General features: G+C 28.2%; 10 protein-coding genes, 1 tRNA gene and 3 pseudogenes. 1 reads left to right on the top strand and 13 read right to left on the bottom strand.

Annotated features, from left to right (window positions below):
- Genes ACZ5VL_RS04920 through mqnP form a run of 3 tightly spaced genes read right to left on the bottom strand, consistent with a single transcriptional unit; the run spans position 1 to position 1,912 of the window.
- The gene (locus ACZ5VL_RS04920) at positions 1 to 528 is read right to left on the bottom strand and encodes a DUF6115 domain-containing protein (RefSeq protein ID WP_464197877.1); all 528 of its coding nucleotides are present in this window, start codon (positions 526 to 528) and stop codon (positions 1 to 3) included.
- A complete protein-coding gene (locus ACZ5VL_RS04915; protein ID WP_464197875.1) occupies positions 525 to 1,049 on the bottom strand; it encodes a hypothetical protein in 525 nt (174 codons plus the stop codon). Before ACZ5VL_RS04915 ends, ACZ5VL_RS04920 begins: the two co-directional genes overlap by 4 nt.
- A complete protein-coding gene (gene mqnP / locus ACZ5VL_RS04910) occupies positions 1,037 to 1,912 on the bottom strand; it encodes a menaquinone biosynthesis prenyltransferase MqnP (RefSeq protein WP_464197873.1) in 876 nt (291 codons plus the stop codon). The genes ACZ5VL_RS04915 and mqnP overlap by 13 nt, the downstream gene beginning before the upstream one ends.
- A 181-nt stretch (positions 1,913 to 2,093) precedes the next feature.
- On the opposite strand from mqnP, the gene ACZ5VL_RS04905 reads away from it, so the two are divergent.
- A tRNA-Met gene (locus ACZ5VL_RS04905) sits at positions 2,094 to 2,170 on the top strand.
- A gap of 360 nt (positions 2,171 to 2,530) precedes the next feature.
- On the opposite strand, the pseudogene ACZ5VL_RS04900 reads toward ACZ5VL_RS04905, so the two are convergent.
- The 10 genes and pseudogenes from ACZ5VL_RS04900 to ACZ5VL_RS04855 all read right to left on the bottom strand — a co-directional run.
- A pseudogene (locus tag ACZ5VL_RS04900) lies at positions 2,531 to 3,037 on the bottom strand (methyl-accepting chemotaxis protein); the annotation flags it as partial.
- A 399-nt stretch (positions 3,038 to 3,436) separates the two neighbouring features.
- Positions 3,437 to 4,420, bottom strand: a pseudogene (locus ACZ5VL_RS04895) (cache domain-containing protein); the annotation flags it as partial.
- Positions 4,421 to 4,737: 317 nt separating this feature from the next.
- Positions 4,738 to 5,895, bottom strand: a pseudogene (locus ACZ5VL_RS04890) (Cj0814 family flagellar-dependent secreted protein).
- 103 nt (positions 5,896 to 5,998) lie between these two features.
- Complete coding sequence (locus ACZ5VL_RS04885) at positions 5,999 to 6,214, bottom strand: hypothetical protein (protein ID WP_464197871.1); 216 nt, start codon at positions 6,212 to 6,214, stop codon at positions 5,999 to 6,001.
- 159 nt (positions 6,215 to 6,373) lie between these two features.
- Positions 6,374 to 7,540: a DUF4857 domain-containing protein gene (locus ACZ5VL_RS04880; RefSeq protein WP_464197869.1), complete on the bottom strand. Its 1,167-nt coding sequence runs from the start codon at positions 7,538 to 7,540 to the stop codon at positions 6,374 to 6,376.
- A complete protein-coding gene (locus ACZ5VL_RS04875; protein ID WP_464197867.1) occupies positions 7,537 to 8,208 on the bottom strand; it encodes a hypothetical protein in 672 nt (223 codons plus the stop codon). Before ACZ5VL_RS04875 ends, ACZ5VL_RS04880 begins: the two co-directional genes overlap by 4 nt.
- Positions 8,209 to 9,057, bottom strand: a complete 849-nt coding sequence (locus ACZ5VL_RS04870; protein WP_464197865.1) for an ATP-binding cassette domain-containing protein — start codon at positions 9,055 to 9,057, stop codon at positions 8,209 to 8,211.
- Positions 9,051 to 11,591: a TonB-dependent receptor plug domain-containing protein gene (locus ACZ5VL_RS04865; protein ID WP_464197863.1), complete on the bottom strand. Its 2,541-nt coding sequence runs from the start codon at positions 11,589 to 11,591 to the stop codon at positions 9,051 to 9,053. Before ACZ5VL_RS04865 ends, ACZ5VL_RS04870 begins: the two co-directional genes overlap by 7 nt.
- The gene (locus tag ACZ5VL_RS04860) at positions 11,588 to 11,833 is read right to left on the bottom strand and encodes a hypothetical protein (protein WP_464197861.1); all 246 of its coding nucleotides are present in this window, start codon (positions 11,831 to 11,833) and stop codon (positions 11,588 to 11,590) included. Before ACZ5VL_RS04860 ends, ACZ5VL_RS04865 begins: the two co-directional genes overlap by 4 nt.
- Positions 11,830 to 13,320: a PepSY-associated TM helix domain-containing protein gene (locus ACZ5VL_RS04855; RefSeq protein ID WP_464197859.1), complete on the bottom strand. Its 1,491-nt coding sequence runs from the start codon at positions 13,318 to 13,320 to the stop codon at positions 11,830 to 11,832. Before ACZ5VL_RS04855 ends, ACZ5VL_RS04860 begins: the two co-directional genes overlap by 4 nt.
- Positions 13,321 to 13,564 lie beyond the last annotated feature (244 nt).

Raw genomic sequence — 13,564 nt, 5'->3', positions numbered from 1 at the left:
TTATGAGCGCAAAAGACCTCTTATCTTTAATATCAAATTTACTTTTCCTACGCTTAGCTGAAGATCTTTTGCGATATTTTCTATGCTAAGTCCATTGTTATAAAGAGAGACTATTTTTTCCTCATCACTTCCTGTGTTTGGTGGCGAAATTTTAGTTATGCTTTTTGTTCTCTCTTCAAGATCATATATTCGATCTTGTTGCTCTAACTGAAAATTTTTTATGGCTTGTTCTATGTTTTCAATAGAGCTTATTACTGGAACAATCTTGTTATTTACCTCAGATTGTATTTTCAAAACTAGTTTTTCTTCAATGCTTTGGAGATCGCCATTGTCTTGTGGCAAAGTAGCTGTTATTTCAAGAGTTTGAAGCTGTTTTTTAATAGAGTGGTTTTCTTTCATCAAAGCATCTAAAATTTTCTCATATTTTGCAAATTTTATACTAGTTTCAGCATCTTTCATGTAAGAAAGTACTATAACTATAAGCAAAACTATGCCAAATGCTATAAATGCGATAATTTCAGTAGTCATAAAGTGCCTTTCATTTCGCGTATAATCTCGCGCTCTCTGCTAGAAACGTATGTATCCCAATCTTTTTCATCACTAAAGCTTATTTTTGTTATATTGGCAGTATCTTTAGTTTTTGCTACAAAAACTATAGGAACTAATCTTTGGGGAAATACTGGCAAAGATATCCTGCCATAATATATCTCATTTTCATTAAATTTCTGATCTTTTATCTTAAAATACCCATATCCAATGGATATAATATCGCTAGATTGGCACAAAGTTAGATATTTTTCCTCCTCTTTACCTTCTATTTTCTGAGTAAGAAAATCTACTTTTTTATGTAATTCTATGATAAGATTTAACAAAATTTTATCTGTTTCGTCTGCATTACCATTAGCTTTTTGATGTCTTACCCATTCATTTATAGGATCAATACTATCTTTTGATAAAATTTCAAATTCTCTCATGAAACTCATTTTATCTTTTGAGAGTATATCAAATTTTATATCTAAAAATGCATCAACTAATCTTACATCATCCATAAATCTATCCAAATAAATATAAAAAACATTATGCCAAGATATCCATTTAGCGTAAAAAATGCTCTATCTATCTTACTAAAATCTTTTCTCACGATTTGATGTTCTTTAAAAAGTATAGCTGCGCTTAATATAATGCCAAAATAAGTCCATCCGCCAAGTCCAGCAGCCCATGCAAACAAAAACCAAAATATCACCGTGATAAAATGAAACATAGCCGAGATAAACATGGATGATTCTACGCCGTATTTTGCAGGTATACTAAAAAGCCCAGCCTTTCTATCGTAATCTATATCCTGAAGCGAATAAAGCACATCAAAACCTGCAACCCAAAAAGACACACCAAAACAAAGCAATACACTCCAAAGCGGTATATCTGCACTTACAGCAACAACTCCAGCAATTGGTGCCAGCCCCTCGCAAAAACCTAAAATAACATGGGCAAGCGAGCTAAAACGTTTAAATAACGAGTAAGTTCCAAGAGCTATGAGTATAGGAAAGGATAACTTAAACGCTAAATCGTTTATAAAATACGCAATGATAACAAAAGCTAAGGCGTTTGCGATGATGAAAAGAAACAAGTTGCCTTTGCCTATTCTACCATCTACACTTGGTCTGTTTGCACATCTTGGATTTGGTCTATCTATATCTTCATCAAGGTATCTGTTTGCAGCCATAGCGAAATTTCGCGCAGTTACAGCACATAGAGTACCAAGTATAAATAGCTTTAGCCCAAACCACATAGTGTCATTATCAATCTTAGATGCAACTATCATTGCCATGAAAATAAACGGCAAAGCAAATACGGAGTGTTTAAAAACTATAAGTTCGTTAATATCTTTTAAAACTTGCGAAAATCTACCCATGTTTTACCTAGTGTCAAAATTTAGTAATTTTATTATATTTAGCTTAATATTTAGTTAAATACTTTGATAATGTGGCGCAATATTTTGTTTTGAACTATTAAATTATGAAATTTAAGTTTATTTTATAAATTTATAAGTTTAAGTTTGATAAAATCATCAATTCTATTCTAGTTTAATTCATGTCAAGGTAGCTCAGCTGGTTAGAGCGCTGGTCTCATAAGCCGGAGGTCGAGAGTTCAAGTCTCTCTCTTGACACCAAATACAAATAAATCAAACTTCTACGAATGTGCTTTTTAGGTTGTGGTGTAACACTGTGTTACACAATTTTATCTAAAAGTTTTAAAAATCATAAAGAGTTAAAAGAGTTATCTTATTGTAATGATAAAAGTAAAATTTGTATATATTTACACTCCACACCCAATTGTTATTTTTCTGTTCAATTTGGATAAAATATATAACTCACTTATGTTATATTTTTATTTATAAAGTTATAAAAAGTACGCAAGTATTTTTATAAGTTTGTAAGACCTTGCTATTAGCTCACTGAGCGTGCTAAGTAAGTATTATCACGCTCAAATAATTTGTCAAAAGATTTTTAAATTACTCAAAATTTTTATCTTACACCTTAAACTTCCCAAGCTCATTATCTAGTTTAGATGTCATATTTGATAGATGTTCACTAGCACTTGCTATTTCTTCAACACTTCTAGCATTAGCACTAGCAATTGCATCAACTTCTTTTACTTTTTTCATAATGTTTTTAATATTATTAGATACTTCTTTATACTCTTTTACGCTATTTAGATTAGAGTTAATACTTTCTTGAATGATAATAGTATTTTTACTTACTATATCTTCTAAGCTTCTAGCATTTTCAGAAATATCAGTTATATCTTTGGTTGATTCTTCCATTTGAGAGCTTGCATCATTAACTGATTGAACAACTAGGTTTATAGTTGTATTTATCTCATCTAAACTCTTTTGAGTTTTCTCAGCTAGTTTTCTAACTTCATCAGCAACAACTGCAAATCCACGTCCTGCTTCTCCTGCACGTGCAGCTTCTATTGCAGCATTAAGAGCTAGAAGATTTGTTTGATCTGATATATCATTTATAACAGTTAAAACAGTTTTAACCTCTTCAGTATTTCTACTTGTTTGATTTAATTTTTGAGATAGCTCTATTTCTTTTTGAGAGATATTACTTAAAACTGCATTTAGTTTTATCATATCATTTTTGATATTCTCTAAGTTCTCATTAGCTTTAGATAGTTCTTTAGCATTATTTTCAGCATTCTCAACAGAAGAGCTTATATCATGAATGATCTGCTCTCCATCTTTTGTTACATTATTTACTACTGCACTTTCTTCTTCAACTTTCTTTCCAACTGCAAGAGATGTTTGAGATAGTTCATTTGCAACTGAAGCGTTTTCAGAGCTAGTTGCTTTTGAGTTTATTATAAGGGTTTGAATCTTTTGTATAAATGTATTTACATCTTTACCCATATTAGCTATTTCATCTTTGCCATTTACATTAAGTCTTTTAGTTAGATCTCCTTCGCCAACTGCAAGGTCTTTTATCATTAAAGATAATCTGCTTAGTGGTTTAAATAAAACTGCTAGTACACTCATGACTACTGTGATGCTTAAGATTATTGCTATGATTGATAAGATAACCGAATTTCTAAGTTGAGTATTTAAATCTTTATAAGCTATACCCTTATCAATTGTCGCCATAACTTTCCAGCCAGTTTCTGGCAATGTATTAAAAATCATGATTTTATTTTTACCATCAAGTTCATACTCAAGCAAATCATCATTTTTAGAATATATCTCATCTGCAATTTTTTTAATTTGAGGGTATACTTCTACAAATTTTTTACCAACAATTTTAGAATCTTTATATCCAATTATCATGCCATTGTTATCAAGTATATAAAGCGACCCACCATCTATATTTATATTTTTTGTGAGTTCAGATAATTTTTCTAAACCAATATCGGTAGCAACAACACCTTCTAGTTTTGAATTTTTATAAATTGGAGAAACAACCGATATCATAGGAATTGGTATAGAAGCTCCAATATAAACATCTGTAATAAGTGATTTCCCTAGTGATTTTGCATCTTTATACCATCCTCTTTGAGTAGGTATATAATCACTACCAGGAACCCAATCTGCACTATCTATATATTCATTGTTTTCAAATCCTACATATACAAGGAGAGATTTTAAATCTCTAACATCTCTTTTTAAGTATGGTAATATGATATGTTTTTCATGTGTATTTAATTCAGAGATTGTATTTGCAGTAGAAGCAATGGTACTTACAGAACTTTCTAACCAAAGTTTTATATAGTTAGTGTTATAATCGACAGTATTAATAAGATTATTTTTTATATTATCGTTAAGCTTATTTTTACTTTGATAATAATTTACAGAACTAAAAACCCCATAACCAAGAAACAACAAAATACTTAAAACAGTATAAATTTTTGTTTTAAAACCCATATAAAAAAATCCTTTAAACTAATAATTTTTATCAAATTATAACTTAATAAAATATAATATAACTTAATACTTTAATATAAACGATATTATCTTATAAAAATACTTATTTAATCAGTTAAATTTATAAAAATGAAAGTGAAATTTACGATTTATCGTTAAATACCGATAATTTATAATTACAATCTATTACAAAAACTACACCTTCACATCAAACATACTCATATCATCTGTTTTACTACTACTGTTAAACATATTTAAAAAAGCATTTTTGATTAAATTTCTATCTAGTTTTATATTATAAGAGTTAGATAATTCATTTAAGAAATTAGCATATCTTCTAATGAATTTTTAGAAGCTATAGATAAATCTTTTAAATTTATACCTTGTAAGTTTTCTCTCATTGCTTTAATTTGTTCTAGTCTATTTTCTTCTGCTTTTTTAGCTAAGTGTTTTAACATCTCTTTTCTATCTTTATTTATTTGTTCAAATAGTAATGCAAGTGGATCTTTTATCTTTAGTTGGTCTTTGTCGTCTTGGTTTTCATTGCCTTGAGGTTGGGCTGGAAGACCATTTAGTCTTCTTGTAAAATCTACAAACTTTTTCATATCATCTGATAAATTATTATATTCGCTTTTGCTTATAGTTTTAGGATCATGGTTTAATCTCCAAAGTTTTATTTGAGCATCGTATTCCCTAGCATCTAAATTTTTGTCATAATTATTTACATAACTACCTATATAAGTTGTTTCGCCTTCTGTTACATCAAGGTTTTGATTAATGATGCCTACTAATAAACCACCTTTTGAGATAGTTCCATCTTTATTTGTATATTTATCTGCATTTGTGCTAAAATACATACCGCTTTTTAAATGCTCTTTACCACCCATATTACTATTAAATATATCAGTAGTCGGTTCTAATTTGTAGCCATTTGAAAAATAATCCATTTCTGTTTGGTTATAAAAAGTTGTTGTCATATACTGATTACTATTTCTTCCATCAAAGCCCATTCTATCTGAAACATAGTCACGCAAAGAATTATATATTTTATCTACTTTAAGTGTTTTTGTATTATACTCATAACCTTGAGGAAATTTAGCTATATCTTCTTTAGAGAAGCTATCTTTTTAGTTTAGGGTATCTTCTCCTACTACTTGAGATAGTATTTTATATGCATTACCTATGGTTTTTGCTATATCTATACTTTTAAATGACCTCATAGGATTATCTTTATTGGTTTTTACATTTACTAAAGATTTTATAGTATCTGAATGAATTTTAAAGTCAGCAGGAATTCCTGCTGCTTTATTTAGTTCTTCTGTAAAGTATCCATCTTTATCAATCTTGTAACCAAATACAGTGTTATTATCGTTTGTTGTATTTGTAGAGTTTATTTCATTATTATTTGATATTTTAGTAGTGTTTGATGATGAAAATCTTAAGTTAAAATTTATAGGGTTGTTTGAAACAGTCATGATGAATCCTTTCACATTTCTTTTTCTTATATTATATAATCGGTAAAAAAGAAATTTCTTTAGAGATTATATGTAGAACAAACAACTAAACAAACTAAATTATTTAAATTCTTATATCTAATCCACCATTATTAGTAGTTAGCGTTGAGTTCTCTTGAATCAGTTTTAAGCTAGCATTAAAAGTTTCTAAATTCGAGCTTTGAGCTAATAGTATCTCGCCAAATGCAGTTCCGCCTATTTCTTTACTAGCTTTTATTTCTTTTGATTTGTTTACCAAAGATTCGTAATTGCGAGAATTTTCTAAAGATATATCATTCATTACTTATCCTTTGATAAAAATATGATTTATATGTATGGATAAGCAAGAAATATTCCACTTTATTAATAAAGACTAAACATTATTTATACAGTTTATTTTATGGTGTCTTTATTTTATATCCATATTTACAGTGGGTTTAAAAAACAATATAATACTGCATTAAATCAATATCAAAGTTACAAACCCATAAATTCCAAAAACTAAACTGATTCCAACTTTTGCCAATCCGTTATTATTGCGTCTATACAATAATAACGTCAATATAGCCAAAAGCACATTTAAAATAAAGGCTTTTTGATGAAATTTAATCTCAAACTCATATCTGTAGCTAGGTTTTAAACTTAATTCAAAAGGCACTATCCATTCTTTTAAAATATATTCTTTTTCTTTTATTGGATAGTAAAACTCTCGCTCTATTTTGTAGTTTTCATCAAATTTATAAGCGTATGAGCCACTGTCTTTTTCTATAACAAGATATTTACTCACAGGAGTTATAGTTAAGCTAAATTTATCAGTTGTCGGATCATAATGTTGACTTGGCAAATTTACTAGCTTGTAATTATCATAAATCACTAAACTAACAACACCACCACTTATTAAAACACCGTAAAATTCGCGCCTTGTATTTTCATTTACCGACATAAAATCTACTTTTTGTTTAATCATGGTTTTTTTAGCAACAATTTCATCATTTACTAATTTAACATGATAAATTTCATCTTTATCATCTTGTATAAAAGCTCCTTCATCAAAAGGTTTTTTTGTTGATGGATTGGTAAAGTAGTTTTTGATAGGAAATTTAAATTCTAAATTTTTTAATATACCAGTAAAATTTTGACTTCTGTTATCATCGATTTTATTTATATTCATATCTATAACATTTATACCATTTTTATCACTTGTAATACCAAATTTACTATATCCAAGTCTTAAGTATTTTGGTTTTGACTCAAAAATGGTATATAATGGAATTTGCTTTTGATTATAGTTAGAATCTGGCTTTATATTTATAGTTTGAGAGTTTTTTCTTATCAACTCACTATCTGCCCACTGGCTAAATTTAGCAGGAAATTTATTTTTTGAAAGCAAATAATTATATGTTTTAAATGGTAAATTTTCCATATATTCATCTAATGTTATATTGCTTTCAAATTCTACTTGATACTGTAGAGTTTTATTATCAACACCTTTAAACATAACAATAAATTTATCAAAAGTTTCGCTATAACTTAAATTTACATTATCGCTCTTTTTGCCAGCATCCAAAACTCGTGGCACAAATATACTAAGAACAATAACTACAATAATCATTTGTATATATTTCATCTTATATACCCTATCTTATAATTTCTAAAGGCTACAAATATAGCGGATATAGCATATATTAAAGCACATAAAAAATAGTAAAATCCAAGTTCGTTATAATAAAAACTATTAATCTCGTAAATATCTGGATTTAACTCATAATAAATTAGTAAAAATGCCAAAAACATAGCAAAATTTACTCCGGCATTTATTTTTAGTGGTTCTATAATCACACATCCACACATTAAATAACAAACCATACCAAAAGCAAAATTTAGCATAAGCGTAAAATTTATAACACTCATTATCTCATCTGTATAATAACTATATATGTTATTTATTGCTACAAACTCTATTATATAGACAAGTACTAGAAATATAAGCCCAACACCAACTATGTAAGAAATATTTACAAAAATATGATTTGGAAAATGAAGCGATATTCTAAGTCTACCAAAAATTCGCTCCCTTAAAAATACACTCACCCCCATAAAAAAAGCAAATACTAAATTTAAATCCGTAATATGAAAAAATGTAAAACCTTTTTCATATATAAATATTAAATTTTCTAAATATGCCTCATGCCCCGAACTATAGCTTTTAAATGCAATATATATAGTAAAACATAGCACCAAAACAGTAAAAACTATAAAAATTTCTCTAAATTTATACCATTCTTTTCTTATCATCTAGTATCTCCCAGTAAAGCCTAAAAATGCTTCTTCAAAATTTAAACTCAACTCTTTTGCATTTAGCGGTGTTTTATCAAAAAAACCATAAATTTTTATATCATCTCCAAGTACTACACTGCTCTCAACTCCATTGATATTTGAAATATCACTATCTTTTGGGAGTGAATAACCCTTAAATTCGCTCATAAATTTAGAAAAATTGGTTTTCAAAGGAGCTTTATTTTTTCTCATAATAATTATCTCATCTAATAAATTTGTGAGGTCATTTACTATATGCGTCGTCATAAGTACACTTTTTTTACCATCTTTAATAAAATCTTTTAAATAGTCAATAAAAAGATGGCGATATCCAGCATCCAGTCCAAGAGAATAATCATCTAATATAAGAAGTTCTGGGTCGCTTGCAAAAATAAGCCCCAATACAATTTGCGAGCGTTGTCCGCATGATAATGTAGAAATTTTTTGTTCAGGATTAACATCTAAGTATTTAAAAAGTTCCCAAAATCTTTCGCTTTTAAAACTATGTTTATATTGACTTTCATAAATTTTGTAAAGGTCTTTTATCTTTAAATAATCATATGTAACATGACCTTCATATAAAAGCCCTATTTTTGCCCTTGTTTTTGAACTCAAACAGTTACTTTCTTCGCCATATATCAAGCATTTACCACTAGTTGGTTTTAAATTCCCCATCAAAATATTTATGGTTGTGCTTTTGCCAACACCATTTTTACCAAGCAAACCCATAACTCTACCCTTTTGTAAAGTAAAGTTTAAATCATTGTAAATTTTCTTTTTACCGTAGCAATGCGTAAGATTAATACATTCTATAACATTTTTTACCATTTGTAACCTACTTCTAACCAAAATTGTCTTCCTGCGCCATAGCTTGAAATACCCTTATCGCTTATGTCAACTATATTATCTTCGTCTAAAACATTGTTTATATCTAAACTTATATATGCGCTTGTTTGTTTTGGCATTGGCATATCAAATATAAATTTCATATCCCAAGCAAAAGCTTCATCTATTTTTTTATCTTTGTATTTGGTGTATGTTTCGCCATTTATAGTTGTTTTGCCATCTATGACAACAGCATCATATCCACCTTGTAATGTAAAGAAATTTGCCATAGTTAAATTTACTCTTGGAATTTCAGTAACTACCGTAGCTGTTGTTGTCCATGGAGTATCGTTTGTATTCTGTGGTAATTCGGTAGTATGTATCAAATTTCCATTATACACAACCTTTTTTGCATCATTATAATAATTATCAAACATATCATCGTAATTATTATAATTTCTATTTGTATCTGTATAGTTGTAAGATATATTAAAACTATTTTTTGTATTTAAAAATTCAAGTTTTTTAATAGTACCTAATTTAATTGTATAAATATTTGCCCTACTTTCACCTTCATTTGTATAAAAACTATAATTTGTAGTTAAATCCTTACCATTACCAGCAGGTGCATTCATATTTTTGGCATTTGTTTTTCTTATAAGGTTATTTCCATATCTTTTTAAATACTTCAAACTTAGCAAAAAGCTATCATTGATATTTTGAGAAATTCCAAGTGCATATTCATCATCATATGGAACATCTAACTTGTTATAATTATAGTTTTCCGCATAGCTCTTGTCTAATTCCCATTGTGAGTTTGGGTTATCCCTTTTATATTGGGTTTTTAGCGAATTCATGCCTGCTTTTAACTTATAAGCAAATATACTTCTACCATAATAGCGATTATATCCACCAAAAATATTTGTATCGTTATCTCCAAATATGTCCCAATTAGCACTTAGTCTAGGAGCAATATTCCAATCTCCCATATAATCATTTTTTTCTACTCTAAAACCGGGTCTTAAAGTAAAATTTTTCCAATTCATTTCATCCTCTAGATAAAATGCAAAATTTTTCATTTCTACATCAACATTTCCTTTGTAATAATTATATTCTTTGAAATATTGACCTCTCCATCTAGTTTTACCAGCAGCTACAATCTCTGCTTCACTACAAAATATATCTCCAGGCAAGCATCTATATTTGCCCAAATTTACTGGTGAAACCGCATGAAAATATGGCTCTTTTATATCGTATGTAGCTTTAGTTTTATCAAAATATAAGCCTGTAATTATACCATGAGAAGTATCGCCCAAATAAACTTCATTGAATTTCATATCAGCTGAGTATGAAATTTTATCTTGTTTTTGGTCTACATCACCACCTACGCCATCAATTATCGTATTTGTAGTTCGTCTGCTAAATCCTTGCATATCTTTTGTTTTATACCATACAAACATTCTATCGCTGTCTGTGGTTCTTGACATTTCTGTTGTATTATAAGAAAAATTTTGAGTCAAATTTCCAATATCAAAAGCATAATCTGCTTCTAAATTTCCAATTAACCCACCACCTTTAACATCAGCTCCAGCGTTATATCCACCTAAACTATAATAACTTGCTTCATATGGTGCATAAGTTATACTAGGACGAATTGTCAATCTGTCGTTTGCAAACCAAACGGCTTTTAAAAATATATTTTCATTTTTTCTTTCTAATTTTCGTTTTTCATCTCTTTTTTCAGCTATTTCATAATTAGTTGAATATTTTCTTTGCCATATATAAGACAAAGTTTGGTTGTAGTTAAATATCAAACCAAAATCATCATTTAAAAAACCTTCTAAAGTTATACCATATTTATGTTTTTTAAAGTCAGGTTGATAATCAGGATTTGTAGCATACTCAAAATCATCTATTTCTTTATCATCTATATGAAATTTCTGCCAACTATCCTCAGTATGTAAATAATTTATTTTTCCATGAAATCCTGCTCTTGGATCTCTTGTTTTTGCGTTTATTACACCGCCTTGAAATCCACCATATTTAGCAGAAACGGAGCTATCCATAACTTCTATGCTTTCAAGCAAATCAGTATCAATATTCATACCCTGACTTGGATTTGGCAAAAATGGTGATAAATTTGCAGCCTCTCCAACAGTAATATCTTTGCCTAGTGGATTTATATCATTATTAACACTAATTCCATCAACAATAAAGTTATTTTGATAAACCTCAGCACCATTTATTGAAATATTTTGTGGCTGAATTTCGCCACCGTTTGCCGAAGTTCTTTGATTTCTACTAATCCTAGCATTTGGATTTCTTTTTACAATATCTGATATAGTGCCATCACCTTTAGGAATATTATCAAGGGCTTCTCTTGAGTAATTTGTTGAATTTGAAAATTTGCCTTGAGTAGAAACGGCGTTGTTTTGACTAGAGACCACCTCAACACCTTCTAAATTTACCTCATCATAGCCATTTGCTTGATTTATAACTACAATACAACACAAATTTAAAAAAATTTGTTTATTCATTTGTTCTTCCTTGCAAAAAATTTCCCATATATATCCTTTGTGCAAAATTTATTAAAAGCTATTATTACTTGAGCGATACCCAAAAAGAAAAAATAATATAAAAAATCATTTAGTTTGTTGTTATTTAGGGCAAAATAGACCATAAAAATAGTAATAACCCCTATTACTCCTATTTTAAATTTTGGATTTATTTTTGATAAATATCCAAAAACTACTGTTAAAATCCCAAAAATTATACTCATATGCCAACCTTTTTAAATTGAAAACCTATATATGTAAAAAAAGTTGAAAAAAGTAGACAAAGTATAGTTATTTTAATGCTTTCTATATTCATCAACGCTCCTTGAAATACACCAACTACACTAATCAACAAAAATATACCACTCGTAACAAAAGATGTAATTTCATATAGTGGCTTTTTAACAAAAACTATGCTTACAATAAGCAAAATAGCCAAAGTTATAAAAAATGAATTTGTGGTATAAATAAGCCTTTTAGGTATAGATGAGTCAATTATTTGATTGCTAAATAAATAAATTCCTACAGCCAAAACAAGCCCTATATAAACTGTATTGTTTAGTACTTTAATAGTCTTAAGATTATTTTTCTTTTGATAAAAAAGCGTTCCAGTAACACACATAGCTACACCAAGCATTGCGAAAATAAAAAATAATAAATTTATACTACCGTTAGCAAATTTAGCATTATGAAAAACTTTTATAAAACTAGTAAATTTTTTAGCTCCGTTTAGTTTAGATGATTCTATTTCATCTACAATTTTGCCACTATTTATATCATATGCAATTGCGCTAAATGCTATGCCATCATCTGTAAAATACCTATTAGAAACATAGTCAATTTGCAAAAAACCATTATCAGCTTTTTCTCTTTGAATTTTTATGCTTTTTATAGGTTTATCATTTTTAAATACAAGTTCTTTTATGCGTTTATTGTCTGGAGTAAATTTATTTGCCGTTTTTTGTTTAGCAATAGATGTCAAATTTTGATCTTTGGTATTTTTTCTTTCCTCTATTTTAGTTATAGCTTGTTTTTTAAATTTTTCTTGCATTATTTTATTATTTTGCTCGCCAATATCTTGATATATTGGTGTTATCAAATTGGAAGTTATAATATAAATTCCGCTTAAAACAAGAGTAGTAAATATAGCTATTCCGCTTACAGCCGTTATTATATGAGCATCCATCAAAAATACTTGTGCTCTTAATGTAAAAAAATCTTTAAAAATTTTTCTTGATTGAATAATAATGCCACTTAATAACAAAAACCAAAAAATTAAACCAAAAATAGCCATTATTATCCTAGCTATTTTTTTATCAACAAACCATAAATTATAATGCATAGATGAAATGAAATTTATACCATATGTATAATGTTGCCCTATAATCTCTCCTGTTTTTGAATCAAGTCTAACTTGTGGACGATTAGCTTTTTTTTGAAGCACTTTTTTATCATCATTCCATGAAACAGCGACGTATGGCTTAAGGCTACTTGGCGGGGTTATTTCCCACAAATCAGCATTTTGGTGTTTTTCCTTAAGGTAATTTAAGCCTATATCTATATATTGTTGGTTTTTATATTCAAGAGTATATAAATTTGGTTGCATATATAAATTAAATTCATTTTTAAAATAACCAAAAGATGCAGTAAAAAATATAAAAAAACATATATACGAAAAAAATAATCCAAAATAAATATGAAATTTTTTCATAAGCAAATTCCTATTATAAGGAAAATTACAGTTGTTATTAGAAGTAGTTTTATATTAAATTTTTGACTAATAATAAACCAAAAAGTTGCTATTAATATAAAAATGAGATTAGCGGCAATAAGTTTATAACTAACATGAAATAACTCTAATTTGGGCAAATTTATAGCAAATTTATATGCTATAAACAAACCAAAAACTAATGCAATACTATTTCTTAAAATAAATATAACTTTATTCGACAAAA

The sequence above is a fragment of the Campylobacter sp. GTC17093 genome (assembly GCF_055397635.1).
Note: the sequence above shows the minus strand (reverse complement) of the source record. Positions and strands in the feature narration are given on the sequence as shown.

Bases quoted from the DNA above. Each gene is read 5' to 3' on its own strand.
- ACZ5VL_RS04920 (WP_464197877.1), bottom strand. From the start codon at position 528: ATGACTACTGAAATTATCGCATTTATAGCATTTGGCATAGTTTTGCTT.
- ACZ5VL_RS04915 (WP_464197875.1), bottom strand. From the start codon at position 1,049: ATGGATGATGTAAGATTAGTTGATGCATTTTTAGATATAAAATTTGAT.
- mqnP (WP_464197873.1), bottom strand. From the start codon at position 1,912: ATGGGTAGATTTTCGCAAGTTTTAAAAGATATTAACGAACTTATAGTT.
- ACZ5VL_RS04885 (WP_464197871.1), bottom strand. From the start codon at position 6,214: ATGAATGATATATCTTTAGAAAATTCTCGCAATTACGAATCTTTGGTA.
- ACZ5VL_RS04880 (WP_464197869.1), bottom strand. From the start codon at position 7,540: ATGAAATATATACAAATGATTATTGTAGTTATTGTTCTTAGTATATTT.
- ACZ5VL_RS04875 (WP_464197867.1), bottom strand. From the start codon at position 8,208: ATGATAAGAAAAGAATGGTATAAATTTAGAGAAATTTTTATAGTTTTT.
- ACZ5VL_RS04870 (WP_464197865.1), bottom strand. From the start codon at position 9,057: ATGGTAAAAAATGTTATAGAATGTATTAATCTTACGCATTGCTACGGT.
- ACZ5VL_RS04865 (WP_464197863.1), bottom strand. From the start codon at position 11,591: ATGAATAAACAAATTTTTTTAAATTTGTGTTGTATTGTAGTTATAAAT.
- ACZ5VL_RS04860 (WP_464197861.1), bottom strand. From the start codon at position 11,833: ATGAGTATAATTTTTGGGATTTTAACAGTAGTTTTTGGATATTTATCA.
- ACZ5VL_RS04855 (WP_464197859.1), bottom strand. From the start codon at position 13,320: ATGAAAAAATTTCATATTTATTTTGGATTATTTTTTTCGTATATATGT.